The sequence below is a fragment of the Cupriavidus basilensis genome (assembly GCF_000832305.1).
GTDB lineage: Bacteria > Pseudomonadota > Gammaproteobacteria > Burkholderiales > Burkholderiaceae > Cupriavidus > Cupriavidus basilensis_F.
In genome coordinates this window covers 3,411,965-3,438,572 of the sequence record NZ_CP010537.1, presented here as the reverse complement: position 1 = coordinate 3,438,572, position 26,608 = coordinate 3,411,965, and the positions used below count along the sequence as shown (strand labels likewise).

The 26,608-nt window shown below is 58.3% G+C and carries 23 protein-coding genes; 12 read left to right on the top strand and 11 right to left on the bottom strand.

The features are described from left to right. Positions 1-266: 266 nt before the first annotated feature. Together RR42_RS35575 and RR42_RS39270 are read left to right on the top strand one after the other, a co-directional pair. The gene (locus RR42_RS35575; protein ID WP_043356956.1) at positions 267-2,006 is read left to right on the top strand and encodes a phosphodiesterase; all 1,740 of its coding nucleotides are present in this window, start codon (positions 267-269) and stop codon (positions 2,004-2,006) included. A gap of 259 nt (positions 2,007-2,265) precedes the next feature. Continuing rightward, on the top strand, positions 2,266-2,589 hold the full coding sequence (locus tag RR42_RS39270; protein ID WP_082055232.1) for a hypothetical protein: 324 nt from the start codon (positions 2,266-2,268) through the stop codon (positions 2,587-2,589). Positions 2,590-3,134: 545 nt separating this feature from the next. On the opposite strand, the gene RR42_RS41385 is transcribed toward RR42_RS39270, so the two are convergent. Then, positions 3,135-3,257 carry a DUF3562 domain-containing protein gene (locus tag RR42_RS41385; RefSeq protein ID WP_236702251.1) on the bottom strand — a complete coding sequence of 41 codons (123 nt, stop codon included), beginning with the start codon at positions 3,255-3,257 and terminating at the stop codon, positions 3,135-3,137. Positions 3,258-3,380: 123 nt separating this feature from the next. Continuing rightward, on the bottom strand, positions 3,381-4,256 hold the full coding sequence (locus RR42_RS35570; protein ID WP_043356954.1) for a CHAD domain-containing protein: 876 nt from the start codon (positions 4,254-4,256) through the stop codon (positions 3,381-3,383). A gap of 740 nt (positions 4,257-4,996) precedes the next feature. Between RR42_RS35570 and RR42_RS40305 the strand changes: the two genes are divergently transcribed. Further along, the gene (locus RR42_RS40305; RefSeq protein WP_144410051.1) at positions 4,997-5,704 is read left to right on the top strand and encodes a hypothetical protein; all 708 of its coding nucleotides are present in this window, start codon (positions 4,997-4,999) and stop codon (positions 5,702-5,704) included. Between the two features lie 99 nt (positions 5,705-5,803). Here the strand turns inward: RR42_RS40305 and pstS are convergent, their stop codons facing one another. Next, the gene (gene pstS, locus RR42_RS35565; RefSeq protein WP_043356952.1) at positions 5,804-6,871 is read right to left on the bottom strand and encodes a phosphate ABC transporter substrate-binding protein PstS; all 1,068 of its coding nucleotides are present in this window, start codon (positions 6,869-6,871) and stop codon (positions 5,804-5,806) included. A gap of 252 nt (positions 6,872-7,123) precedes the next feature. Between pstS and RR42_RS38055 the strand changes: the two genes are divergently transcribed. Next, the gene (locus tag RR42_RS38055; protein ID WP_052495196.1) at positions 7,124-7,867 is read left to right on the top strand and encodes a hypothetical protein; all 744 of its coding nucleotides are present in this window, start codon (positions 7,124-7,126) and stop codon (positions 7,865-7,867) included. 180 nt (positions 7,868-8,047) lie between these two features. Here the strand turns inward: RR42_RS38055 and RR42_RS35550 are convergent, their stop codons facing one another. Together RR42_RS35550 and phoU are read right to left on the bottom strand one after the other, a co-directional pair. Continuing rightward, the gene (locus RR42_RS35550; RefSeq protein WP_063778478.1) at positions 8,048-8,803 is read right to left on the bottom strand and encodes a winged helix-turn-helix domain-containing protein; all 756 of its coding nucleotides are present in this window, start codon (positions 8,801-8,803) and stop codon (positions 8,048-8,050) included. A gap of 5 nt (positions 8,804-8,808) precedes the next feature. After that, positions 8,809-9,537: a phosphate signaling complex protein PhoU gene (gene phoU, locus RR42_RS35545; RefSeq protein ID WP_043356950.1), complete on the bottom strand. Its 729-nt coding sequence runs from the start codon at positions 9,535-9,537 to the stop codon at positions 8,809-8,811. A gap of 1,178 nt (positions 9,538-10,715) precedes the next feature. Here phoU and RR42_RS35540 point away from each other — a divergent pair. From RR42_RS35540 to RR42_RS39245, 5 genes are all read left to right on the top strand, one after another. Then, positions 10,716-11,804 (top strand): porin, encoded by a 1,089-nt coding sequence (locus RR42_RS35540; RefSeq protein ID WP_043358507.1) that lies wholly within the window; start codon positions 10,716-10,718, stop codon positions 11,802-11,804. Positions 11,805-11,974: 170 nt separating this feature from the next. Then, positions 11,975-12,559: a TetR/AcrR family transcriptional regulator gene (locus RR42_RS38050; RefSeq protein WP_052495195.1), complete on the top strand. Its 585-nt coding sequence runs from the start codon at positions 11,975-11,977 to the stop codon at positions 12,557-12,559. Between the two features lie 123 nt (positions 12,560-12,682). Beyond that, a complete protein-coding gene (locus RR42_RS39260; protein WP_082055229.1) occupies positions 12,683-13,114 on the top strand; it encodes a GNAT family N-acetyltransferase in 432 nt (143 codons plus the stop codon). Between the two features lie 21 nt (positions 13,115-13,135). Continuing rightward, on the top strand, positions 13,136-13,639 hold the full coding sequence (locus tag RR42_RS35530; RefSeq protein ID WP_043356949.1) for a hypothetical protein: 504 nt from the start codon (positions 13,136-13,138) through the stop codon (positions 13,637-13,639). 1,329 nt (positions 13,640-14,968) lie between these two features. Then, on the top strand, positions 14,969-15,304 hold the full coding sequence (locus RR42_RS39245; RefSeq protein ID WP_082055226.1) for a hypothetical protein: 336 nt from the start codon (positions 14,969-14,971) through the stop codon (positions 15,302-15,304). A gap of 207 nt (positions 15,305-15,511) precedes the next feature. Here the strand turns inward: RR42_RS39245 and RR42_RS39240 are convergent, their stop codons facing one another. The 3 genes from RR42_RS39240 to RR42_RS39230 all read right to left on the bottom strand — a co-directional run bounded on the left by RR42_RS39240 (position 15,512) and on the right by RR42_RS39230 (position 16,895). Further along, complete coding sequence (locus RR42_RS39240; protein WP_082055225.1) at positions 15,512-15,823, bottom strand: hypothetical protein; 312 nt, start codon at positions 15,821-15,823, stop codon at positions 15,512-15,514. Positions 15,824-15,933: 110 nt separating this feature from the next. Beyond that, a complete protein-coding gene (locus RR42_RS39235; RefSeq protein WP_082055224.1) occupies positions 15,934-16,272 on the bottom strand; it encodes a hypothetical protein in 339 nt (112 codons plus the stop codon). A 179-nt stretch (positions 16,273-16,451) separates the two neighbouring features. After that, positions 16,452-16,895, bottom strand: coding sequence for a GNAT family N-acetyltransferase (locus tag RR42_RS39230; RefSeq protein WP_082055223.1), 444 nt, complete (start codon positions 16,893-16,895; stop codon positions 16,452-16,454). A gap of 367 nt (positions 16,896-17,262) precedes the next feature. Here RR42_RS39230 and RR42_RS35510 point away from each other — a divergent pair, with 367 nt between their 5' ends. Next, complete coding sequence (locus tag RR42_RS35510) at positions 17,263-18,327, top strand: DMT family transporter (protein ID WP_043356943.1); 1,065 nt, start codon at positions 17,263-17,265, stop codon at positions 18,325-18,327. A gap of 333 nt (positions 18,328-18,660) precedes the next feature. Here the strand turns inward: RR42_RS35510 and RR42_RS35505 are convergent, their stop codons facing one another. Genes RR42_RS35505 through RR42_RS35495 form a run of 3 tightly spaced genes read right to left on the bottom strand, consistent with a single transcriptional unit; the run spans position 18,661 to position 24,296 of the window. Next, positions 18,661-21,768 carry an efflux RND transporter permease subunit gene (locus RR42_RS35505; RefSeq protein ID WP_043356942.1) on the bottom strand — a complete coding sequence of 1,036 codons (3,108 nt, stop codon included), beginning with the start codon at positions 21,766-21,768 and terminating at the stop codon, positions 18,661-18,663. 6 nt (positions 21,769-21,774) lie between these two features. Beyond that, positions 21,775-22,842 carry an efflux RND transporter periplasmic adaptor subunit gene (locus tag RR42_RS35500; RefSeq protein ID WP_144410049.1) on the bottom strand — a complete coding sequence of 356 codons (1,068 nt, stop codon included), beginning with the start codon at positions 22,840-22,842 and terminating at the stop codon, positions 21,775-21,777. After that, positions 22,839-24,296, bottom strand: a complete 1,458-nt coding sequence (locus RR42_RS35495; RefSeq protein WP_052495193.1) for a TolC family protein — start codon at positions 24,294-24,296, stop codon at positions 22,839-22,841. Before RR42_RS35495 ends, RR42_RS35500 begins: the two co-directional genes overlap by 4 nt. A gap of 250 nt (positions 24,297-24,546) precedes the next feature. On the opposite strand from RR42_RS35495, the gene RR42_RS35490 reads away from it, so the two are divergent. Together RR42_RS35490 and RR42_RS35485 are read left to right on the top strand one after the other, a co-directional pair. Beyond that, positions 24,547-25,209: a response regulator transcription factor gene (locus RR42_RS35490; RefSeq protein ID WP_043356940.1), complete on the top strand. Its 663-nt coding sequence runs from the start codon at positions 24,547-24,549 to the stop codon at positions 25,207-25,209. Beyond that, positions 25,185-26,537: a sensor histidine kinase gene (locus RR42_RS35485; RefSeq protein ID WP_043356939.1), complete on the top strand. Its 1,353-nt coding sequence runs from the start codon at positions 25,185-25,187 to the stop codon at positions 26,535-26,537. Before RR42_RS35490 ends, RR42_RS35485 begins: the two co-directional genes overlap by 25 nt. The last annotated feature ends 71 nt before the right edge of the window (positions 26,538-26,608 follow it).

Below are 26,608 nucleotides of genomic sequence, written 5' to 3'. Positions count from 1 at the left end.
GTCCAGCACAGCCCGAAATTTGTCTTGGACGCTCCACGCGCCGGTCATTCTTGCCGGCGTGGCTGCATTTGGTAAGCATCTCGTCATCGCAATGTCATATTTCTCTGTTAACGTCCGCGCGCCTAGTTGGGAGTTCGCCGGACATGTCAGAGTCATGCAGTCAGACACCATTCTGATGTGGCCAGGGAGTCAGTACGTGTTGGTGTACTTGCGGTGGCGTTCAGGTGGATAGAAATTCGTAGTTGTATTAGGTATTTTCCGTGACTATGTCCATTGCAGAATGCATAGAGCAGGAGCTGCTAAGAGCGGTTTTCCAGCCTATCGGGTGCCTTGCCTCGGGAGAGATTCTGGGATACGAGGCATTGATTCGAGGCCCCGTGGGGTCGGCTCTAGAGAGTCCTCAGGAACTCTTCGAGCAGGCGCAACGCGAGGGTCGCATGGTTCGGCTGGAGCGGTTCGCGGCCCGGGTATGCATTGCTGCTTTTGCGCGAGCGGGCCTGCCAGGAAAACTATTTCTCAATTTCAGTGCGGAGGCCATCCGCGAGATGGTCAGTTGCGAAATCGATGTTCGCCAATTCTTGGGCGCGGTTCGATTTCCCGTTGAACGGATAGTCGTCGAACTCACCGAACAGACTAGTCCGGAGCCTCTGGAGTCCCTGGAATCCTCCCTTCGCGTGCTTAGAGAAGCGGGGGCCCAACTCGCGCTGGATGACTATGGGCAGGGCAATGCTAATCTCGGTCTCTGGATTGCCTTGCGGCCAGATTACGTCAAGATTGACCGCTCCATCGTCAACGGTGTCGCAAAATCTCCTTTTCGCCTTGCTGCGCTGCGGTGTATGCAGGAGCTCGCCAATGCCGGCAACGCCATATTGATAGCAGAGGGCCTTGAGACTGTGGAAGACCTGACGGTCTGCCGTGACATTGGCATTACATTTGCGCAGGGGTTCGTGCTTGGCAAGCCAAGTCCAAAGCCTAGCGTAAAGCTTGAGGCGCAAGCACGGGCCGCCATTGGTGCCAATGCGATATCGGTGTTTCCAGAAGCGGTCAAGTTGGCACCTCGCGCGTTTTCGGCGAGTAGGCTCTTGATAAACGCACCAAGCGTAGCGCCGGCAACGCGTAACGACGATGTCCTAAATATCTTGACGAGGCATCCGAGTCTGCATGCTGTCGCTATTGTGAAGAGTGGTAGGCCCATCGGTCTGATTAATCGGCGGACTTTTGTTGACGCCTACGCGCTTCCTTATCATCGGGAACTCTTTGGCAGGAGGAGTTGCATGGAGTTCGCAAACACTTCTCCAATGCTGGTGGAGAAGAACGCGTCGATGGAGCAGTTGGCCCAACTGTTGACTAGCGAGGACCAACGCTATCTGTCTGATGGGCTGGTCATCGTCGAGCAGGGTCAGTATGTCGGTCTGGCGACAGGGGAAGACTTGGTGCGCGCCGTCACGGAAGTACGCATCGAGGCGGCGAGATATGCCAACCCGCTGACGTTCCTGCCGGGCAATATGCCAATCGATGCTCATATCAGAAGACTGGTTGAGAGTGGTGCCCCCTTTCATGCATGCTATTGCGACCTCAACAGCTTCAAGCCCTTCAATGACCATTATGGCTACTGGCTGGGGGATGAAATGCTAAAGCTGGCGGCGGGCGTTCTGAGCGAGGCGTGCGACCAGCACAAGGATTTCCTTGGGCACGTGGGAGGGGACGATTTTCTTATCCTTTTTCAGACCGAGGACTGGGAATCACGCGTCCGCACAGCGATGAAGCGATTCAACGCGAGCGCAGTACAACTCTATGCACCTGTCGATATCGAGGCTGGTGGCATCCAGAGTGAGGACCGCCATGGAGATTTGCGCTTCTATGGATTTGTGACAATTGCAGTAGGTGTTGTCCCGGTTGGCCTATGTTCAAATATTGGTTGCGACGATATTGCCACTCTGGCTGCTGCCGCGAAACGTGAAGCGAAGCGGTCTGGCGACAACTTTTATGTCTGTCGTAACAATTGACCTGATACCAATTGCTGCGCCTGACTGGAGCTGACGCATCTGCGCGCTCGTGTCCGGCGCCCTGGCTTGAGTGGACACAGAACTGCACGGCCCCAGCAGTGCCGCTTTCGGCTCACGCGGTACTTGAACACGGCATAGGTCCTGCTGCGTGGTCACGCGAAAGCGGCGCCCTGTCACCGCCGATGTCGGAGACGAGTTGCTCCACCCTAGGCCCGCCGATGGTAGCAAATGCATTTCTTGGAAAGATTTCGATAACGTCATGCCTATCTGGCCTGTTGCACCTGTAGATTACCAACCGCACATTACGCTCGAACGCTGGCGTGTCTATGAGACAAGTCGAGGCGAACGTCATTTCGTCGGCTATTGCTTCGAGAACTGCGAGGGCCGTGTGAGCACCGCAATCGTTTCGTTCGATGCCGAAGCAAGGGCAGGGATGACCGCAAGCGGGCGTCAGTATCTGTTGTCTGGCTGGCCTTGCTTCGATAGCGATGCCGAACTAGTTTGGGAGGTTTGTGCTTCGCAAAATGGCGTCACTAAATCCAAAGATGTGAGTTCAGAGTACTTGTCGCCGGAGGGTGATTAGGCCTGACGCGTTCGCGAGGTGCAGCAGAATCGCCTCCTGCTGAAGCAAACTTGTTTTGCCATGCAACAGATTTTCGAGCCGACTTCCGTGGTCTGTACCTAGCTTGCCCGCCGCAGGTGTGCTGCTTCGTGAGGCGACGCCGGGATGCAGCCGGAAACCGTCCAGCGAGCAACCTTTCCGCCGTCGGCGCAAGAAGGCTGATATCAATGAATGTGTGGATTAACCGTGACGCTGACCGACCAGAAGCCGAAGAGGGCAAAGGTTGTCCGGGATAGTTTCACGATGCCGGAATCGGATTACCAGAAACATACCGGGCTGAAGGAATGGTGTCTATCGCTGGGGTGCAGGCAAGAAAGAGTGAGTTGCTGAGAGCAGGTGTCAGGCTACTGGGGGAGCTTTCCGAGTAAAGAGTACTCGCGGTTGTTGGCGACGTCGAACCGGCCAAGGCGGCCCGCCCTGCCAAGGCGGGGAGCGGCTGTGCCAAGTAAGGTGGCTTAGTTTGAAGTGCGTGATGATACCTGCAGGCGGCAAATCTCGCGCGTTCGCTATTCGGTACGGCGGTTACGGAGCGTGGTGATGACACGCTTCACCACGAAGAAATGCAGGTAGTCGTGGACTCGCGCGTCGGCGCTCAAATCGCGCAATGCATCAAGGTAGGCTTGCTTCACTACATGCAGGGGGGGCGCCAAGTTCTTCAGCGATTCTGGCAATTCGTTCGTCGTGGCTTTGGGTTCTCATCGCTCCCCTATGTCTCTTTTGTAGTTCGAGCAAGGGTCCACCTGTCCTTGCTTTCAAGCTTCCGGCATTTTCCGCACCAGTTGTCGAAGCGCGATGACGGCTTTGTGCCGCCTGGTCTTCTTTTCCTCCGATAGCCATCGGAGGAAAAGTTTCTGCGTCGGTGCATGCTCGGGTTCCGTCGGGAACTCAGAAATATAACTTGCTGCAACGACGACGTCATTCAACTCGCCCAGGGCGCCCTGAAGCGCCGTGAGCCGCCTGATGCGCTTGCGGTCTGCCTTCGTGAGCACAGGCGAGAAATATTCAAGTAGATAGCGCAGCCGCTTAATTTGGATGCGGGTCTGGTGGAGTTCTCTGAAGCTCCCGTCCATGGCACGGCCCAGCTGTCTATTCAGGCGGCGGGATGCCGTTTCCACACGGGCCCGCGCAAACTCACCAACGGTTTCGGACTTATCGGGTCGCGCGCCGGCAACTTGGTCCAGGGCGACCGTGAAGGCGGAAATAAGCAGGCGGGGCTTTGTGAGGCTGAAGGCACTGCGGCTTTCCTCGCGAGCTCTGTGCCTGATGCCCTCCAAGGTTTCCAGCAATATCAGAACAGATGGATGGCTTGGCGGGATTGCGGCGCGCAGCAGCTCATCAATGATGACATCCCAGTTCCGTGGGGCGCTGATTTGGGCTGCCATCTCCCCAAGTTGTTGTCGCCAATACTTGGCGAGTGCATCTGGCAGCAAGTCCTGATAGGCCCACAGCAGCACACGGAGCCTACGAAGGGCGACCCGTAGTTGATGGCTTACCTCGGGGTCATTGCTTACGAGAAAGTCTGAGGCTAAATGTTCTAATGTCGCTACATCAGTGGATGCTAGGTGCGGAAGCACCGTGAGTGCGTGAGCTTGCGCTCGCAACTCAGAAGGCTCTGTGCAGCTAACCATCGGCGTCCCCAAGGAGGGCTCAAGCTCAGTGTCCGGCCGAGCTAGTAGTCTACTAGTGCGTGCGGAGTTTTCCAGAGCGATAGGCGTGCAATCCGCCGATGTGCGCCAAATGGCGTGTCCGTGTTACGCGAGCAAGGTTTCTTGTACCGGCCTAGCCGGTCCGGGCAGGCAGGGCACTGGCGCTCGGCGTGGCTATAAGGTTAGCGGTGACATGGTGTATAAGACACTAATAGGGCGTGTCGAGGCGTGTGGGCGACCATTGAGTTCACGCGATTTCGCAAATATTGTCTTCAGGAATGTCTTATTGCTGCAATATAAGAGCCTTATCATCTCGCCAAATCAAGTCGCAGCTAAAGAATTCTGAGAAGGCACATCGCGTTTGGACCATTGGGGTGGGCCATACGCCGATTTGATTGCACGTCCAATAAACGCATCTTTTTAGGACGGCACGGACGCCATAGAGTGTTCGGCTGCAGGTGCCGTGTTCATTGGGCGTATTGTCGCTGGGGGTTGTCGGAGCCATCCTGAACGGATGGCTCTTTGTTTTGTCGCGGGCTTGTGGAGCTTGTGGAGCTTGGGGCGCTTACGGCGCTTTGCTCGTCCGTGAGATTATGCTTTGCAGACCGATTTTTTTCCATGTGGTGGCCTCGAGAAGCGAGCGTGAGAAATGTCTGCCCTTCCGTCGCTGGGGCCACTGAATCCTCAGTAAAATAGGTATTCAATTTTTGATGGAATTTGGTATGGCGACAGTGCGTACATTGGCGATGATTTTTGTTCTGCCTGTAATGCTGCTGGGTCCGACTGGATGCATTAAGAGCGAGAAGTCGGTTCCGCCTTCGGCTGATGGAGGTACTAGCAAGGAGCGTTCGGCAATACCTGGTTGGAAAATCGGCATTTCGGTTCCGAGCGAGGAGACTATTGCGCCGTCGTGTGTTGCAACGACAAATCCGGATAGGGAGACTGAGTTTACGCTGCAGTATGACTTGGCGCGCGGGCATATTTCGTACTCTGACCTGGAGTTTTCGAGAAATCTTGCGGAGAGATACGAGCGGGCATTCCGAACTACTCTTTCTGAATGTGAATCTGAAAATCAGGCTTCACCTCGTGAAAGTTGCCGGGCCCATGTTCCGCCTGCGTTGATAGAGCTGCAAATTGGTAGTGAGCCATGGACTAAGCAGATTTCTGGCTATTTCCGAGCTAAGTGGTCCCGGAAGATATCTGACGACGACGAATGGTTTCATATGCACGACAGCATGGATATCAACTATCGAGTGACTTCCGCGTATGCAACTGAAGTGCCTTTTACGTTTGAAGCGTCAGGTAGTGGAAAAATTTCGCATATTCGAGATGTAGCGAAGGAACTGATGCGGCAGTGTGAAGAGGCCGTGTCAGCGCAAAAACTTCATGCTGGAAAGGGGAAGATAAATGCCTCTAAGACGGGCGGATAGTATGTAAATTGGACTGCGCTTTGCACATCGCACGGTGTACTGCATGCGTTAACGAGGTCCTGAAAGTAGAAATGACACTGCGTTGATTCCTTGGAGCGCTTACGGCGCTTTGACCGTCTGTGAGGTCATGCTTTGCAGGCCGATTGTTTTCCCGGTGGTATCCGTGACTCGAGCCAACTCACGGTACGCATTAGCCTGCACTCGGTCTGGCAGCGGGACAAATTTCGCTTCGCGAGCTAGTTTGTCACCATGGAGATAACCCCAGGTGAGAAACTTCATTGCCTCCAGTGTGCGCTCACCCGCATTACTGACAACAGGAATAACAATGAACGTCCCCATGGTGATTGGCCATGCGTCGGCACCGGGTTGATTGACCAGGCTAGTAGTGAAGTCGCCTTTCCGATTCCAGTTGCTGTGCACAATCGCGTCGCGGAATCCACCGACATTCGCAGTGACAAAATTTCCGGCGGCATTACGCAGTTGGACAGAATTCAGGTTGGCATCTAGAACATAGTTGTAGTCGACATAGCCAATTGCACCGGGAATGCTCTGGAGGGCTTTGACAACATCGCCGCTACCTTTCGCGCCGGAGAAGTTTGCGGGCCACGGGAGAGTGGATTTTGCGCCATAGGCGGATTTCCAATCAGCGTTCACCGCGCTCAGGTAGTCGCTGAAATGATAGGTGGTTCCCGACCCATCGGTTCGCACGACCGGTTGAATTTTCAGCTTTGGCAGAGAAATTCCCGGGTTGAGTGCACGAATCTCGGGTGAATCCCAAGCGTCTAGCTTCCCGAGGAAGATTTTCGCCAGCAGGTCTCCCGTTAGCTTCAACTGGCCCTGAGGGACCGATGGTAGATTGACGACGGGAACAGCCGCTGTCACCACGGACGGAACGCAAATCAGCCCGGCTTTGCTTGCCTCTTGCGGTGACAGGGGGACATCGGATGCACCAAAGTCGACGCGACCTTCTCGAATGCGCCGGATGCCCTCACTTGACCCTACGGCCTCATACTTGAGTTGAGCGCCGGCAGTCGCAGCATATCCGGTCGACCAAACGCGATAAACGGGAGCGGCGGCTGTTGAGCCTGCACCGTGAATTTCCGAAGAGTTAGCAACCGAAGGGATAAGGGCCACGATAAGTATGGCCAGTGCGGTGTGCTTGAGCATTTTGATTAGAAGCAGAGAAGAATGCGAAATTGTATATGTGATGTCTAGAAAGGAGAGTGCTGGCCCCGGCATTTTTTGAATTATCACTTGGAAAATTATGCGCGTGACGCGGCATCCACGTATTTGGAAGGCTTTGGAATGTCCTCGCCTCGTGAATATTTCGTTGTGAAACCCCACCGAAGTTGGGTGTTCCCTTCAAATGTTTGTAACTTTACGAGACTAGCTTACTAGGCAGTTAACGGAGGGCGAGCGATGGAGTTTGCGGGGCGGGTGCTGGAGAAGACAGAGGCAGGTCGGCGAGAGGTTGGTGTCAGGACCTCTGCTCTTGAAAGACGCACCCGTACGCTGCTCATCATGGTAGATGGTCAAGCGGACTTCAAGACGCTGCTAGAGCGTGCCGCGCAAATCGGTGCGAACGTAGGTGACCTGGACGTCTTGCTGCGCGACGGCTATATCAGGCCAATTATGGAAGAGGTGCCTTCCGTGGAGGGCCAGCGGGCAGCCGACGGGATTGGGGGAGCCGCTCCGATAGACGGTGGGACGAAGGTCGAGCCATTGAGTCTGCTCGCGCATGCCACGAAGATTGGGGCGAAGGTGGATGACCTGATGGGCCTGGTGCGCGACGGCTATATCAGACGTCGCGCTTCAATCCAAGTTCAGGCAGCCGACGAGACGAGGGCAGACGCGGCGACGGCGTACGATACGAAGCCGAAGGCCGAGTCCTTGAAGCAGAGCAAGCGCCGCTCACTTGCCTTGGCGAGGCTGTACCTTATTGGTGTAATGGAGCGCATGCTTGGGGCTTCTGACCATCCTGTGCGGGCGCTACTGAAAAGTGCAACGGACACACCTTCATTAGCTAGGGCGTTTGAGGACTGCCTGGTTATCATGCGCGAAATTGCCACGCCCTCCATGGTTGCCCATGTGGAAACCTCCTTTCGCGACCTTATGCCAGAGGCGCATGGCGTCGGAATCAGCGGCGCCTCGGAGGCAACTTGAGAAATCAGCGAGTCTCTGTGGTGGTTGTACGAGACAGTTGCCTCTTGGGCTCGAGATGGCCGGACATGCCCCTGAGCGTTCAGGCGGGGTCCGCGCTCTGTCATGTGTACGGCGCGCGCCGCCGCACTTGGGCTTGCAGAACTTACCTTGCCGGGCCAACGATGCGTCCGTTCGATTCGTTCAAACAGGCAGGTCTGAGGTGATAGGTTGTCGTGGTGTGCGCCTCTCGTGAAACGTTTCGGTCGTCAGGCGGTAGCCCACACCTCGAACGGTCTGGATAAGGTCCGACAGATTCACCTTTGACAAGCGCGCTCGCAAATGCTTGATGTACACATCGACCGTCCGGTCATCGACATAACGCTGGTCACCCCACACGCTGTCTAGAAGTTGAGCGCGGCTGTGGACGCGCTCTGGATGGTTCATGAGGTAGTGCAGCAACGTGAACTCAGTCGGGCCGAAATCCAGAATTTCCTCTGTGTCTTCGCTTGCCACGAAGACCCGACGGGACGCCAGGTTAAGCGTCAACGGACCGATGACCGTGACGTCGTTGGTCCACTCTGGTGCTCGTCGGCGCAACAGTGTTCGAATTCTCGCGACCAGTTCCCTTGGCGAAAAAGGCTTGGTGACGTAGTCGTCCGCCCCGGCCTCCAAGCCGGCAATGACATCCGCTTCCTCAGAACTGGCGGCGAGCATGATGATGCCGGTGTTCTTGGTGTGGTGGTTGTTGCGTAGTTCTCGTGCAAACGATAAGACGGGCTGGCCGGGGAGCATCCAATCCAGAAGTATCAGGTCCGGGCTTGCCTCGCAAATTAATCGATTTGCCGCGAGCGAATCGTGTGCACTTAGTGGTATTAGCCCGGCGGCCCGAAGGTTGATAGCGATAATCTCGCAGATTGCCGGGTCGTCATCAATAACGAGCACAGTCTTGCGTGCCATCCTTCTCATGGCAGGGTCGTCCGGAGAAATTCCTTGTTGCTCTCCGGCACATCGACCGTTTGCGGACTATGGCGAATGTCGGTGCCGCTCGCAATGTAGATAGTTAGTTCTGCGATGTTCTTGGCATGGTCGCCCACCTTCTCAAGGGCCTTGCCGATGAAAAGGTAGTCAAGCGACATGGAAGTCAGTCTTGAGTTTTCTACCATGTAGCTCATAATCGTTTCGACGAAGCCACGATACTCGTTATCGATGGCACGGTCGTCGCGCACGACTTCTGCGGCAGAGACTGCGTCAAGCCTTGCGAAGTTGTCTAATGCGCGGCTAAGTAGAGTTAGGGCCAGCGCAGCGGCACGAGGTATTTCTGGAAACTCGACGGCTGGTCTGGACTCATTATGAATAATGCGGTGCGCCCGCTTGGCAATCTTGTAAGCCTCATCGCCGACCCTCTCCAGGTTTGAGATGGCTCTGGGGATGGACATCAGAAAACGCAAGTCTCGCGCTGCGGGTTGCCAACGCGCAATGAGATTACTGCAGTGCGCGTCAAGGGCGATTTCCATCCTGTTGACCCGCAATTCTGTGGCAATTACCTCTTCCGCATAGATGAGGCTGAGGGTGTCCACCGCGCGAATGGCCATTTGCAGCTGGGCTTCGACCAGCCCGCCCATCTCCAGGACCTCACTCAATAGCTTGTCAAGGTCGCTGTCATAGTGCCTGGAAAGGTGTTTTTCTGGCACGGGATTCCTATGAGTTTCGCCTAGATTGCCCTTGGCCAAGAATATGGGATTCCATTGAGGGGAAATTGCTTACGGGTGCAGTGCCGTTGCGGACAACGAGGATTTCTAGGCCGGCCCAAACCATGCAGGTGAAGCGCATCGCGACATTCGGTGAGCCACTGGTGGCAAGACGTCACACGGAGGGCTACATTTGGAAAAACCGGAAATCATGAATTCATCATGTGACAAGGCGATGTCAATTCATGTCAATCAGGCGGCCGGCCGGATTCCGACGTGTTTATGAGCCCAGGGGTGTTCCTGTCGCCGCTTGCGTGTGGTTCCCGCCTCGCAATTCTGTACGGCAGTGGCGTCTGGTTCTGGTAAGTGCAGGCGTCTAGTGGGTTGGACCTCGAGACGGGTGAAGGTTGCTGCTGAGGCCGTCGCTAGAGGCACAAATTTCAGCGCAGCCGAGACACCTTATCGACTGATGCCAACTTGAAAGCACGCCATCAAGCTCCAGATTTGGCCAGCTCCTGTGGACCAACAATTGGTCCACAGGAGCCTCAAGTCCCAAAACATGCAAGGCCTTCAGCAGGCGATGAGGCGAATCAACTCGGCCATGCGTGCTCCGGCCCTTGCACCGGCCTCCGCTTCATCCATCACGGGCCGCCCGCTCGAAATACCGTCGGCACGGTCCCTACAAGCGTGTGGTGTTTTACGTGCACGAAGCCTTGATACTTCCCGCTCGCGAGTTATTCCACATAGGCTTTGATGTCGTGATACCCGACACGTTTGATGTCTCCATCTCTCCCTCGGCCATTGGGGGAGAGCAGTGGTGTTAAGTGCACCGCGTTATGCCGACACAGACAGCCCGGATTCGGTCAGGCTTGTCTGCCGGGGCCACCTGACTGGGATGTCAAGTGGTGTAAGCGTACTTTTGGGAGCAATGTCTTTGGTCAGGCCTGCTCTCCACAAGATGGCGACTATGCGACACCGTGCCTGAGGGGCGATGCCTTGACATATACACGTCATGGAATCTAATTGTTTCTATTTTGTAAATAATTCGTGTTGTAATTGCGCAACCGTTTACTTATTAGTGTCACATAAATGTCTCATCATTCGGCCTCTTCAACGGTAGGCATGACTCAGTCGTTCCAGTGCAGAAGCCTACTTGCTCAAACAGTAACCGAGAATTGACAGTGAAAAAAACTCTCCTCGCGTTGACGGCCGCAGCCGCAGCATGCAGCGCATCCGGCGCCGCATTCGCCCAATCCTCCAGCGTGACGCTCTATGGCATTGCCGATGCCGGCGTCAGCTACCAGAGCCACGTGCAAAGCGTCCCGGGCCAGGGCGGCTCGTTGTTTGGCGTGACGTCCGGCGGTCTCTCCGGCTCGCGCTGGGGCATCCGTGGCGTGGAGGACCTCGGCGGCGGCCTGAAGGGTATCTTCGTACTGGAAAGCGGCTTCAATATCGATACCGGAACGTCGGCGCAAGGTAACCGCCTGTTCGGTCGCCAGTCCTATGTTGGCCTGCAAGGCGACTTCGGTGCGGTCACGCTGGGTCGCCAGCAAAACGCCCTGTTCCAGCTGTTTGGCGAATACGACCCGATGGCAGTCGGTAACAGCTACTCGCTCAACGCCGTCGACACCAATGGCTTTAACGGTCGCGCCGATAATGCCATCAAGTACACCGGCACGTTCGGTGGCCTGACCGCCACGGGCTTCTACAGCACCGGCCGCGACAGCAATATCGCCAACGGTAGCGAAGTGCCAGGGCAATTCAAGGTTGGCAAGAACTTCGGCGGTGGCTTGGCGTACGCGACTGGCCCGTTCTCGGTGGGTGTTGCCTACGACCAGTACCAAGGCAGCAGCATCGCTGCGGCTGACGCCACCGCCAAGCGCATCGCTGTTGGTGCGTCGTACGTTCTCGGCAATGCCAAGCTGTTTGGCGGTTACCGCTGGCTGCGCGATGAACTCAATGCCGCTTCGACGGGCGTTGTCGCTGCCCGCCATGACAACCTGTACTGGCTCGGCGCACTGTACAAGTTCACCCCGGCCTTCAGCGTGACCGGAGCGACTTACTACACCGATGCCCGCACCGACAACAAGGACTCGCTGATGTTCGTGCTGAATGCCGACTACGCCTTGTCCAAACGCACCGATGCCTACCTGCTGCTCGGTTATGTGAAGAACCACGGCAACGCGCAGTATGGCGTGACCAGCACGCAGAACACGCTGCCGGGTCAGAACCAGACCGGCGCCATGGTTGGCGTGCGTCACCGCTTCTAATATCGCTCGCGACACCGACCGGCGCGCTGTTGTGGCGCGCTGGAGAAAAGTCATATCGACCTTGCCTTGTTCACTGGGTGCAAGGACGCTTGGCCGGCAGATATGCCGGCCTTTTTTCTTGATATAGTCGGTCCAAAATATATTGCGAGCGGAAAATGGCAGCGCGGCCAATGGAGTTCGACAGAGACCAAGTGCTCATGCGGGCCGTCGATGCCTTCTGGCATTACGGGTACGAATCGCTTTCGACAAACATCCTCGCGGAAGAAATGGGGGTGTCGAAGTCTTCTCTCTACAATACGGCTGGTTCGAAACGAGACCTTCTCATCGAATCCGTCATTGCATACACCGACACAAGAGTCGCAGCCATCCGGCAGACAGCCGGTTCCGACCACCCGCTAAAAGAGTTGCGCGCTCTGCTGCTAAATATTGCGCAAGACAATGATGGAGGCAGAGGATGTCTTCTCGTGAATATGTCCTCAGAGCTCGGCTTACATGACGGCGGGGTGCAACAATTGGTTCGCTCCGGCTTTCAATCAATCCTGGATTCATTTGAGTTGCTCGTGATTTCGGGGCAGTTGTCTGGGGCGTTCAAATCGGAGATTGAGCCGGCTGAGAGCGCGCTCGCGATTGTGACTACTATCGCTGGGCTACGCGTGCTCGCCAAGGCCGGGTTTTCTGCGTCCCAACTGGCGCCCGCTATCGAGAACCTAACCGCCGGCCTGGCCGCCCATTGCCAGCACGACACGTCGGCTTAGCAAGAGTACAAGCCTCGGCTGCCGACCCTCCGCGAAGTGAAGTAGCTCCCTGGCAGCTCACAAACGCAGACCGCAGCACTCGCTTCCTGCTCTCTCATCGTTATTAGATTCCCGAGTAGCAACATGCGCCCCCGTCATGCAACCAATGCCGACCTATCCGACGTGGAGGCGCTACGCCAGTCTTGCTCGCTGCCCTCTGGCGGAATACGCAGCCAAACGGTGCATTTTCATGTCAGCAGAGACAGGCAGGGCCTTCTTGGGTGCGCCGGCATCGAGGAGTTCGGTGGCAACGTCGCTCAAGTAAGGGGACTCGCCGTAGCAAGACGTGCAAGGCGTGCGGGCTTGGCTGGGCTACTGCTCTCGGCGCTGGTCTCGGATGTCCGACTACGTGGCATTGAGTCCCTGGTAGTCAGTACGGATACAGCTGCTGGCTATTTTTCCCGTCTTGGATTCGCGCCAGTCGAGCTTGCTGCATTACCAACGGAATTACGGGCTTCTCCGGAGTTTTTGGCCACGAATATCAACGGTACACGATTCCTGAAGGTGGAACTCTAGTGTCTCGGCAGAAGAATTGTTATGTTCGCGCCCGTATTTGTCCTCCGCTCGGCCTGTCACCGCCGTCTGTACGGTGGTATTGCGCCTACTTGCTTCCAGCCGGCTCTCTCCGTCGTGCAATTGATGCCCATGCTTTCAAGTTCAGTGGTTGAACGCTTGCTTATCGGCATAGGGCGGCTCGACGTTCTCAATGTTGAACGGTTACACGACCGCATGGCGCAACTGAACCCGGGACTCGATGAGAACGTTTCCGCTTGCATCGGAAACGTTCTCATCGAGTTGCCGCTCACTCCGACCTGGCTGGCTCAGGCGTGGGGCCTCTATGTTCGTTACGGCAAGCTTGCGCTATCCGAGCCGGTACGCAATGACATCCGCGTCCTCAACTTCATCCTAGGACTGGAAGCGAACTGGCTACGGCACGCTAGCTTCATCGAGAAAACGTGGCAACGAGCCATGGAGAAAGGCGGGAAACGTACTCGGCAAATCTTGACGATATTCCTCATCTTCCATAGTGAAGAGACCTGAAATCAGATGCAAGTCCGTTTAGCAGGCCGCTGCTTCCATTCCACTTTCCCCAGAGCTACGCGGAGGCCGTCAGGCTGTAACCAGGCGAATCAAATCGGCCATACGCGCTTCCGCGTTTGCAAGCGCCTCAGCTTCATCCATCACGGGGCGCCCAGCACGGAATACCGTCTGCACGGTCCCGACGAGCTTGTGGTGTCTTACGTGCACGAAGCCTTGATACTTCCCGCTTGCGAGCTGTTCCGCGCAGGCTTTGAAGTCGTGATACCCAACTCGCTTGGTGCACTCCATCTTTCCCCCGTCCCGTAGAGGGAAAATATTAACATGTGTACATTGGCGCTCCTTCGTGCCGGGCGTGCAGCGATGCATATGCACGGGTTCCCGTAACAATTGGGCGAAATAGACACGGACGCCATGGCTGGTCGGCCTGCAGGTGATGGGACTGGTTGCTACCAACGCAGCGTCAGGGTTGTCGCTGCTGAGCGTTCAAGATGCCCCGGCGGTTCGCGCAATGCGAGCTACTTCCTCAATCTTCTTGGGCCCTGTTGGCATCGGGTAACTGTTGCTCAATCTCAGCCAGCCTCAGGTTCACCAATTCGGAATGCAGTTTTAGCGCTTCAATCAGGAGCTTCGTCTCAATGCTCCCAGCTTGGGATGCCAGACTATCGAACCTAGTCAGAATATGTTTGACCCGCTCTGCTGCTGTCATAACTTCCCCGGATTGGCGAACACGGTGTGGTGCCGTGGGTGTCCGCGATTGCCCATTACTAGTCGTCGTGTCCATGGTGGCCGTGTTCACCATGTTCACCGTGCTCCCCGTGGCCACGCCCGCGCCACCTCCGCTCGCCCTGGTCGTCGTCATCATCGCGTCCCCGCCAGTAAGGGGCATACACGGGAGCTGGCGCTACGACAACCGGTCGAGGGACATACACCCGCTGCGGTGCAACATAAACAGGCGGAGCGACATAGACCGGAGCAGGTTCAGCATAGATTACACCCGGGACCCCAATGCCAACGTCGACATTCACGTGTGCCTGGGCAGTCGATGCAATTGCGAGCAGTGTGCCGGCCAGCACCCCAAAGAATGGAAGTTGTCTCATTTGTTCCCTATCAAAAAACGGGAGTTATTGTGCCGGCTCGCGCCGGGAACCCTTGCGCGTCAACTGTAAAAGAATGTAACGCAATCATCTGCTGACGGTGAGGTGCGTGGGTAATGCGGTTTTTTGGCGAGGAGTACTTTCATATGAGGAACAAGTAACGTCAACGATGTTGCCGCAGAATCGTTTATAAGGGCGAGGCAGTGTGCCTTATATTCTGAGGAGGGGTATCGTGATGAAAAGATTCTGTGCGCTTGCCGCTGCAGCGCTTTTTTCGGTAGGTTTTGCGTACGCACAAACTGCTGCACCAGCGGCCGCCACCAAGCCTGCAGCGCCCGCTGCTGTAACTCCGGCTGCTTCCTCGAATTGCGAAGCGCAGGCGGTTGACAAAAATGGCAAACCGCTAGCAGGAGCCGCTAAGGCTTCCTCAATCAAGAAGTGCGAAAGTGGCAACAAAGGCAACGCGTCAGCCACCTGCGAAGCCAAGGCAGTCGGGAAGAACGGTAAGCCACTTGCTGGAGCTGCAAAGGCGTCGTTTATGAAAAAGTGCGAAGCGGAAGCCGGAAAATAATCTCCCATCTGCGTGAAAGGCCGGCAACACGCCGGCTTTTCTCTATGCTCTAACACCGTGCTCGATGTCGGTCATGCTTGCGAGTTAAATCGCGGGTACGCTGACGACGGCCAGTTCAGTACTACTTCGGTCGTTTTCTCGTGGTGGGAAGCTTGCCACATTGCCCCGCGTGAAAGCCTCGAGAGCTCTTCCGATTGCAGGACCGTGTCAGCCTGCGTGCCCGTGTTGGCTGTGTTCTTCACGGCTGCGATGGCCTTGGTCACTATGCTCTTCCTGTTCGCGCCACCTCCGTTCACGCCAGTATTCCTCCCGTTGTTCGCTTTCACCCCTATAGGGTGAGTATCGAGAGCTTGGAACAACAACATAGACAGGCCGGGGCGCAACATAGACCGGGGTGGGTTCCGCATGTGCGACGCCAGGAACGCCAACGCCGATATCGACATTCGCTGCGGCAAAGGCGGACGAGACGACGCAGAATAGCGTGCCGACAATGGCCCCACCGATTGCACGGTGCTTCATTCCCGATTTCTCCTGGTTTTTCGTGGTCGCAATTCTATGGACGCAACCTTGTCCTTTGGATGATGTTCGCTTGTGAACTCGCATCATCGGAGCGCACGTTTGCGCCTGGCTCAATCATCTTCATCGCCACGCCAGTGTGGACCACCCCGATGGTGCATGCGCCACTCGTGTTCGCGCCAGCGTCTTTCGCGCCACTGCTGTTGTTCCCATGCACGGGCTCGCCAATCGTCGTAATAGCCGGGCGCAACGACAACCGGCGGCGGTTGGACATAAACCGGCGCCTGCTCGTAGTAGACGGGAAGCGGCGGGTAATAGGCGGGAGGCGGTGGAACCACGTACGCTGGCCCGGGAAGGCCAATCCCAATTCCCACATCCACGCGCGCCTCAGCGACGCCGGAGGTCAGGGTGGCACCTGCAGCCAATAGGCAAATGACCAAGGCTTTTTGCATGATGATGCTCCGCACGTTTCTACTGGCACTCTAGGCTGCCAATCGGCGGGACCGTATTTGTGGGTTTATACAGGGGTTACTACCTGTAACAAGACGGCGGTGCCGGAAGCTGATGTGCCCGCAGATACACACACGCCGCCATCGTGAGGTAACGTGGCCGTCTATCGGCTTTCTCTGAGCTAGCGCAACTCGCATCGCATGCAGCGAGCAGACGTTTGCGTGGCCCGTTGAAATGCGCTTGAAGCCGTGACTTCCGGTGGTGCTTCTTCAGCAGGGATAACGGAGAATCCCCAGCGCGCGAAATAAGCTGGGGCTACAGTAGACAGGAGGTAGGCGTCTCGCACCTCTGTACCTCGTGCCCGCATCAGGAGCGCTTCGACCAATCTGCTAGCGATGCCTCTTTCGCGGTATGCAGGTTCAACCGCTACCGAGCGGATGAGGATGGACGTGCCATGGTGCTCTGTCGCTGCGCAGCCAACTATGCGGCCATCACACAGCGCAATATGGAAGTTCTCGATAATTTGGACAACATCTGCGGCAGGTAGCCTGCAGCGCTCGAGCAATGCAACAATTTGCTGCAAGTCTGAGTGCGACGCCGAACGTAGTTGAACGTCGGTCAACATGAGGAAGGGTCTCCATCTTGCGCTTCCTTAGGCTAAGAGAAGCCTGCGGCACGCGCTAGTAATGTTGAAGTCATATGTCTGTCTTCTTCTTCTTCTTCTTCACTTAGCAGCGCGATGGTCATGCACCGCCGTCGGCTGTCATGGTGGTGAGCCTATCATCGAACACGCAATCGGCTTGTAAGCGATTGTGAGACCACTCGCGGTGCCGTTTTCCCCACTCGCGCCCTGCCTAGCTGCTAGTGACAATCTTGTTTTTGCCAAGCTCGCCTCACGGTTCGCCAAGGTACGCTGGCGTTGCCTCCAGTCGCCCTCTGGCCGCAGTCGCCGCGAAGATTTGGTAACCGTTGAATCCCTCGACCTTGCAAACATGTCTGTCCGAGCAGCCGCCCCGGCCCTTATCGCCGCGATACTCTTTGGCGCAAGCACCCCTCTTGCGAAAGCCCTTACAGGGTCCATTCCGCCATTGCTACTTGCAGGCCTGCTCTACCTGGGTAGCGGCTTTGGTCTGGGCTTGCTGTTGGTACTAAGGCGCCTGGCCGGAAAAGCTCGCGGGCAAGCCGAACACCTGGCGACAATTCCCAGGCATGAACTCCCGTGGCTGTTCGGCGCAATTCTGGCTGGAGGGGTTGCGGGACCGGCATTTCTTATGACGGGCCTGGTCGCGACCGACGCGGCCTCGGCATCGCTGCTTCTGAACATCGAGGGCGTGTTCACGGCGCTCATTGCCTGGATGGTCCTCAAGGAGAACGCAGACAGGAAAATTGTCCTAGGCATGGTCGCCATCGTGGCCGGCGGGGTCTTGCTTTCCTGGCAGCCAGCGGGTGCGGCACTGTCGCCAGGTGCACTGCTGATAGCTGCGGCCTGCATCTGCTGGGCCGTAGATAACAACCTGACGCGAAAGGTGTCGGCCAACGACGCCGTCTTGATTGTCTGCTTCAAGGGGCTCGTTGCCGGCGTGTGTAACACCGCGTTTGCGCTGATTGCCGGTGTCAAGTTGCCGGGCGCAGTACTTCTCGTGTCGGCAATGGTAGTGGGCTTCGCAGGCAATGGGTTGAGTCTTGCGCTCTTCGTGGTGGCGCTACGCCATCTGGGTACGGCCAGAACCGGCGCGTACTTCTCGGTGGCACCGCTCTTTGGCGTCATCATCTCATTTGCACTCTGGCCACAGATGCCCAACATCCTGTTCTGGTTAGCTTTCGTTCTGATGGCGTTAGGTGTATGGCTGCATTTGCGCGAACGGCACGAGCACACCCATGAGGCGCAGGAGCATACCCACCGGCACCGGCACGACGAGCATCATCAACACGTCCACGAATTCGACTGGGACGGACAGGAGCCGCACACGCACCCTCATCGGCATGCTCCGATTACGCACACACATGCCCATTTCCCGGACATCCACCACAGACACCCTCACCAAAAATCACAATAGGGTGACAGCGCGCGCGGACATGACCCATCGCGTCCGGACCGTAACTGGCTCAGCCTAATGCGTTGCCGACATTGTCTGGCAAGCTCGCCGCGCCGAGTCTGGCGGAACGCACGTCCGCGTGCTCTTCAACAGCAAACCGTACATCGAAACGGTGGACCGCGATATTGGCGGGCCCAGGACCGTCGGAGTCCGGACGAAATTCGACAGCGTGACGGCTCTCGATGACCGGTGCTACGTAGTCAATGGCTATGTCGGTGGTGGAGGCTGAGAAAGTGCACATGCATTTGGGTAACCAAGTGAGTAACGGCTTCCAATGGGTGGGGCAAGCTGGAATCAATGGCCTGCATTCTCGCTTGCTCCGCGGTCAAATTTGCCGAAGCGCAGCGCCAAGGTAGGCAGTACCAAGAGATTCAGTACGGTCGATGTGAAGAGGCCGCCCAGAATGACAATCGCCATCGGCCCTTCCACCTCGTTGCCCGGCTCGCCGGACTGGAGCGCCAGTGGCAACAGGCCCAGCCCGGTAACGAGCGCTGTCATCATAATGGGGGCCAGCCGCTCGGTCGCTCCCAGGGTTGCCGTCTCCAAATTCCACGCGTGGCCCTCGACCTGCACCAGATGCTGGTAGTGGGAGATGAGCATGATGGAGTTGCGCAACGTGATGCCGAACAGGGTCACAAAGCCGACCATCGACCCTAGCGACAGCAGTCCGCCCGTGGCAAACACCGTAAGCGCGCCGCCCACCAGCGCGAACGGCAGATTTGCCATGACCAGGACCAGGCTGCGCCAACTGCGCAATGCCAGGTAGACAAGCAGGCCGATGCCGGCGGCCGCAATGGCGAAATAGACCAGCAAGTCCCGCTGTGCTTGCGCCTGGGCCTGCGCCTCGCCCGATAGGGCGAAGTAGTAGCCCTTCGGAAACTTCACGTCAGCGGCAATGCGACGTTGGGCCTCACTGACAAACTGACCGAGCGAAGGACCGTTGAGATGCGCGGTCACGGTCTGCAACCGTTGGCCGCCCTCGTGCAGAATGAGGTAGCGGCCTGTCGTTTGCGTGATGTCCGCAAGGCGGCTTAGCGGCACCATGACGCCGTCGGCATTGCGCAGCGGCAACTCGCCCACCTGCGCCGGACTGCGACGCGATGCGCTGCCGAGCACCACCGCCACATTGAACACGGCGTTTGCCTCATAGACTTGGGCGACTTCGGCGCTCTGGTAAGCGGTCTGAATGGCTTCCATCACGTCCAGCGGTGCAAAGCCCCAGCGGGTCAGCTGGTCTTGCCGCAGACGGATGGTTAGCTGCGGGATTTCGGGAGGCGACTGTACCGTCACCTCGGCCGCCCCCGGAATGGCACCGAGCGTGCGCGACACCTGCCGCGCCAGGCCGTCCAGGATATCGAGGTCATTGCCGAACACGTTGACGATGACCGGTGCCGTGTAGCCGGAAATGGTTTCCTGGACCCGTTCGGTCAGAAAGGTCTCGGTCGCAAAGGTCAAGCCGGGAAAGCCCGCCATCTTGTCCCGCAAATCGGCCAGCGTCTGTTCCTGTGCCTCCGCGTCCAAGGCAGGCTTCAGGTCGATTTCGAACTCGCTATATTGCGGGCCGAAGACATCGATGCCGCGCGCGGTTCGTCCAACCCGTTGTGCCACGCTCCGTATGTTCGGCACCTCCAGTAGCGCGTGGCTGACGCGTTCCCCGATACGCAGGGATTCTTGCAACGACGTGCCCGGTGCCGCCTGCATGTGGGCGATGAAATGCCCTTCGCGCAGCTCCGGCAGGAACGCCGTGCTGAAGAAGGGTAGCGTTGCCAGGGTAGCCAGCACCAGGCCGGCAAACGCCACGACGACGGCAATCCAGCGCTGCTCAACATGGGTGAGAATGGCTGCGTAACGGGCCTTGAGCCACTGGTAGACGCGCGGCTCCTCCGCGTCGCTGATACGGTTGGCCAGCAATGCATAACACAGCGCCGGGGTCAGCGTGAGTGCGACCACTAGCGATGACAGGATGGCCAGGATATAGGCCATCCCCAGCGGCGCGAACAGTTTGCCGGCAACGCCGGACAAGCTCAGCACCGGCAGGAAGACTGCGGCGACGGTAAATGTTGCATATATCACCGCGCTTCGCACCTCGGTGGATGCCTTGACAACCACCGTGATGGCGGGCAGCGGCATCGCTAAGAGGCGGTTTTCGCGCAAGCGACGGTAAATGTTCTCGACGTCGATAATGGCATCGTCCACCAGCTCGCCAAGGGCGATGGCCAAGCCGCCCAGCGTCATCGTATTCAGCGCGACGCCAAAGTGATGCAATACCATGACGGCGGCCAGCAGCGAGAGCGGGATGGCGGTGGCTGAGATGAAGGCGGTGCGTACGTTGAAGAGGAAGAGGAACAGGACGCTGACCACCAGCGCCGCCCCCACAACCAGCGCCGTGCGCAAGTGGTCGGTCGAGGCGACGATGAAATTGGCGGGCCTGAAGATGTCGGCGTGCAGTTGGATACCGTTGGCCGCCAGCATTGGCTGTAAGGCTGCCAGCGCTGCCTCGACGTTCCGGGTCACCGACACGGTATCCGCGCCGAACTGGTTGCTGACCATCAGCACGATGCCCGGCTTGCCCTGGACGTTGGCGCCGCTGACCGGCAATTCCTGGCCAAGTACGACATTGCCGACATCCGCGAGCCGAACCAAGGCGCCGTTCTTCTGTAGCACGACAACCTGGCCCAACTGCTCGGCGGTCGTGGTCTGGCCGACGGTGTTGAGCACGATGCGCTGGTTCGGGGTTTCGAGCACGCCCGCACCACGGATGCCTGTTGCGCGTTGCGTCGCGCTGACCACGTCGTGCAGCGATAGGCCAAGGCGAACCAGCTTTTGCGGGTCGACCTGGACCTGGTATTGCTTGATTTCGCCGCCATAGATGCTCACGTCCGAGACCCCGGCACGACTCAGCAGCCGGGGTTTTAGCGTCCATTCGGCGAAAGTGCGCAACTCCATCGGCGAACGCGTGTCCGACGTCAGCCCTATCCCAAGCACAATGCTGGTCGCCGAGCTGAGTGGGGTCATTTTCGGCGCGCGTACTCCCGCTGGCAGCTCGCCCGTGAGGGTTGCCAGATGCTCCGCCACCAACTGCCGGGCGCGGCGGATATCGGTCTGGCCGTTGAACGTGAGGGTAACGACCGATACCCCCCGTATCGATTGGGACCGCATGGATTCGAGCCCAATCGAGCCGCCCAAGGCGTTCTCCACGCGCTGTGTGACCAGCAGTTCGACCTGCTCTGCGGAGAGCCCAGGGGCTTCAGTCTGGACGGTGACAAGGGGCGGTGTGAATTCCGGAAAGACGTCGAGCTTGCTCTGGAGCAAAGCATAGGCGCCGTAGCCGAGCAGCAGGCAGGCGAGCGCAAAGATGACGCCGCGCAGGCGGACAGAGAAATCAACAATGGAAGTCAGCATGTCAGGTCAGCGTGCGTCGTTGCCTTGCTGGCTGGCGAGCTGCGCTCGGGATTCCTCGGAAAGCAAAAGTTGCGCGCCCCGCACCACGACCCGTTCGGCTGGCTTGAATCCTTCCGTGACGACAAAGTCCCCATCTTGTGGCGAGCGCGGGTCGACTGGCCGGCGCTGGAAGTGTGTGCTGTCGGACTGGACGTAGGCCCAGGGTTGACCGCCATACCAGACCACGGCGCCGGCGGGCACCAGCAGGCCGTTCTTTTGTCCCGACGACACCGGGATGTGTGCGGTCACGCGCATGCCGGTAGCCAGCGATACCGCGGCGCGATAGAAGTAGGCTTGCCCCTGGATACCGGGGTCGACCTGGGGCGACGGCGAAATCAGGCGAGCGTCGAACGCGGGGATACCATCCGTCGTCACCTTCAGGAGTGCGGGGGCTGTTACCGATGGCCCGGCTGGCAAGACGACGCGCAACAATACTTCGCGGCGCGCCACGAACGGGGCAAGCTCCGGAGATTCCGGTGTCGACGCCCAGGCCGACAGCGCCGGTCCGAACTGTTGCCTGGCTGCGCTGGCGATGGCGGCGACGCTCACGCGTGCCGCATTGACCTTTGCCGTCGCCGAAGCGAGCACTGCGCGCGCTGCTTGCACGGTCTTGAGCGACACATTGCTTGCGTCTGCGTTGAGGGTCTGGAGTCGCTCAAAGTCTGCGCGCGACGCGTCGAGCGCAGCTTGGGTGGCGTTCAGGTCCGCAACGCCGGAGGCATGGCGGCTCGCCAGTTCGACGAGGGGTTGCAGGTCGAGAACGATGCCATAGGCGGCGGGGCCGGTCGTAGCGCTTGCGGGCGCCAGCGCATCCACCTGGAAGCCGCTGCGCGCTTGCATGGCGGCGTCGACCATCAGCGTAGTGAAGCCATCCGCCACCGTGATGCGGACCGAGCTTGAGACGGGCGCCTCGCGTTCGGCTTCCTTGTCCTGCTCGCCCTTGCTCAGCAGGAATCCGCCAAGCGCGAGCGCGGCCAGAATCGCTGGCGACAAGAGCAGGATGCCCTTGAGTATCGTTTTTCTTCTCATAGTCATTTGACCCAGTGGCTCGGATTGGCGCCCGCATCGGGGTCGGAGAGTGGGCGCTGGATGGCATCTTCCAGCCGACCGATGGCCTGCTGCATCTGGAATTCGGCATCTTGCAGCGCAAGCCGCGCCGCAAGCTCGGTCCGTTCGGCAAGCGTCAACGCCATCCGGTCGGTTTGTCCCACTTCGAAGGACCGTCGGGCTGCCAGGAACTGGCGGCCTTGCATGCTGACCTGCTCCTCATTCCGTTTCACGATGCTTCGCGTGGCTTGATACGCGGTGATGGCGCCATCGGTTTCACCCAGCGCCTGGGCTTCGAGCCGCCTGACCTGGGCCTCCGCCTCCAGTCGCCGGGCCCGTGCCTCCGCGATTGGCCCTTCGTTGCGATGGAAGATTGGCAGCACGAGATTGGTAAAGTCAAGGCCAAGCTTGTGCAAGCCCTGGTCAAAGGTATAGCCCGGGCCAAGATGAATGTCCGGATATTGCTTGGCGACCTCCAACTGCAACGCGGCTTGACTGGCTTCATATTGCGCTAGGCCGGACAGCACATCGGCCCGGTTCAACAGGGCCTGTAGCCGGATTTCCGGGGCCGGAAGCGAGGCATAAGGTCGTCCGAAATCCGTAAGGTCAATATCCAGGCCATCGAGCGCGCCGGACCGTAGCCCAAGCACATTGGCAATCAGGACTCTGGCGGCTGACGTCTGGCGCTGCGCATTCAGCAAGTCCGCCTGCGCCTGGATGAGAGCCAGGCGCTGCTGATTCAGCTCCCGTGCGGAAGCGTCGCCGAGGAGGACGCGTTTCTCCAGCATCGTATTCATGCGTTGGTCCAGCTCCAACTGCTGCTTGAGGAGATCCGTGCGCGCATTAGCAGACCACAGATTCAATAGCTGTGTCCGTAGCTGGCTTCGCACGCTCCAGGCAATATTGGCGACATCCAGGCGCGCCGCACTGGCGAAATGGGTAGCCTGGTCGATGCGGTAGCCGCGCTTGCCGGCAGTCTGAATCGGGATGTCTAGCGCAATACCGAGTGTCCATGGCGAGTCTCCGCCCTTGGGATTCAGGGTGCGTTGAAACGGCAACTGCAGGGACGGATTCGGGCGCTGCGCGGCGGTCTTTATGCTGGCTTGCGCGGTCGCCAGCCTGGCGCGCGCTGTGTCCAGGTCCGCGTTGTAGTAAAGGGCGGCAAGGGTTAGCGTATCCAGGTTCCAGCGGGTTGGTGGCCAGTCCGAGCTTGCGCGCATGGCATGCCGCTCGATGAAGTCGCGCAAGTCCGCCGAGGCAAGCGAACGCTCGTTAATCGTGTCGACGATCGCGCTGGCAGAGATTGGGCGTGCGTCATAGTGGTCGAACGCGCAAGCTGACAGGGTCGCGCAGCAGACAACGAGGAGCCATGCCCGAGACGAGGCTAGAATCCGGGGCATCCAGCCCGGTCTTGCCGTCAGCGTGGCATTTGCGACATTCATTCCTCGGCTCCTCTAGTCGATTCCGCAGTCCAATTCAGACCCCCATGGGGTGAATGGCTGTTGGTCTGGGGATAGTGATTGGCAACAGGCGGGGGCGAGGATAGGCGGCGAAAATTAGCGGGTACTTAGCAGATTCATTTCAAAGTGACTTATGCGGCAATCGCCGCTAAGGCTCCGCTAAGTCTTCACTGACACGCTGCGCGCGGGCTGGCATGGGCAAGCATGGACAACCAACTGAATTGGGGAGCGGATGCGAACGCTACTGGTGGAAGATGACTCCCTTATCGGGGAGGCCATATGCCAGACTCTCAGGGACGCGGGATATGCGGTGGACTGGACGACGGATGGCCATCAGGCCGCTACGGCTCTATTCGCTCAGCGCTACGAGGCGGTTCTGCTGGACCTGGGGCTTCCCGGAAAAGATGGCATCGAGGTACTACGCGAGGCACGAAGGCAAGGAAACGCGGTGCCGGTCCTTGTTATCACGGCACGCAGCGCGGTAGAAGACCGCATTGCTGGCCTGGACCTCGGCGCGGATGACTATCTGGTGAAGCCGTTTCATATCGGGGAGTTGCTGGCCCGACTCCGCGCACTCACGCGACGGCAAGGCCAAGAGGTTTCCCCAATCCTTCGAAACGGCACGCTCTTGCTGGACCAGGCCAGTCACGAGGTCTGGTATCAGGGCATCCAACGTCAGCTATCGGCTCGCGAATTTGCGCTCTTGCGCGAATTCTTGCTCCGGCCCGGCATCATTCTCTCCCGTAGTGAACTCGAAGAGCGCCTCTACGGCTGGAACGAGGAAGTCGAAAGCAATGCCGTAGAGTTCCTCCTCCACGGAGTCAGGAAGAAACTTGATGCGAGTGTCATCAAGAATATCAGGGGGGTGGGATGGATGGTGCCAAGGGCGGAGTGAACCGGTCACTCCTATGGATGTTGTCTGTTTCGATATGCGGCACGATTCTGGTCGTTGGGCTCGTGGCAGCGGCGGCGTCGTTCTGGTTCGCCTTTGAAGAGGCGCGCGACCTGCAGGACGACGAGTTGCGGGAAATTGCCTGGCTGGTCTCGCCCGGCGATGCCAGGTTCCTCTCCTCCCAGGGCGGGTTCGTCCAGGCCGAGGAGCCGGAGATGCGAATCTGGGTGCTGAAGGTATCCAAGCTAGCCACTCGAGTGGTCACGCCAGACCTGTCGCTGACCCTGCCCGGAGAACTATCCGATGGTCTGCACACCATTGATTCGCACGGGGAATCGTGGCGTATCTACATCAGGCCGATCAGTGCGGAATTCGGCCTGGCCGTCGCCCAGCGAACGTCGGCGCGAGACGAGATTGCGCGTGACAGTGCACTGCGCACTCTGATTCCGCTGCTGGCCGTGATACCTATCCTGATACTTTTGGCGGGGATTCTTATCCGAATACTGCTACGGAAAGTGCAGCAGCTCTCTGCTGATGTCGACAGGAAAGGCGAACCGGATTTGGCGCCGCTCCCGACGGTCGGCGTTCCGTTGGAAGTGCTTCCCTTCGTCAATGCGACGAACCGGTTGCTTGGCCGACTGCGGTCGGCACTTGCCCAACAACGCAAGTTCGTAGCCGATGCGGCGCACGAACTGCGTTCGCCGGTTACCGCGATGACCCTGCAATTGGAGAACGCGATGACTGTGGAGGCCGCTACCGAGGCGGTCTTGGCTCGCCTCGCGCCACTGGGGAAGAGCATCGCACGTATGCGCTCTCTTGTTGAGCAGCTATTGCTCTTGGCAGAACAGGAGTCCGGCCCGCCGCCAGTCAGCTGCGACGTGGATGCCCGCGCCGTGGTCATCGACGTTCTTGGCGAGCTGTTTCCGTTCGCAGACTACAAGGGTATCGACCTCGGCATGGATTTTAGCGAGGCACTGATGATTCGCGGGAACGAGCAGGACTTTCGTGCTGTGGTTCGCAATGCCGTTGATAATGCAGTTCTGTATACCCCGTCCGGGGGGAAAGTAGATGTTTGCCTTTATCAGCAGGGTAACGAAATTATATTTGAGGTGGAGGATTCCGGGCCTGGGATACCCGCGTGCGAACTCGCCCGAGTATTTGACCCGTTCTATCGAATCGTCGGGTCGGGACAGCCGGGGAGCGGGCTTGGGCTGGCGATTGTCCGGAGCGCAGCGGGGCGACTTGGTGGCCGAGTCAGTCTGCATACCATCATGTCAGGCGGAAAAACGGGATTACGGTTCGTGTACACCCAGCCCGTCGCCAGCGATTAAGAGCGAGCTTGCCGCTTGTGGTCGAATCCGAGCGATAGCACGAAATCAAAAGGCAGGTCGACAACAATGCC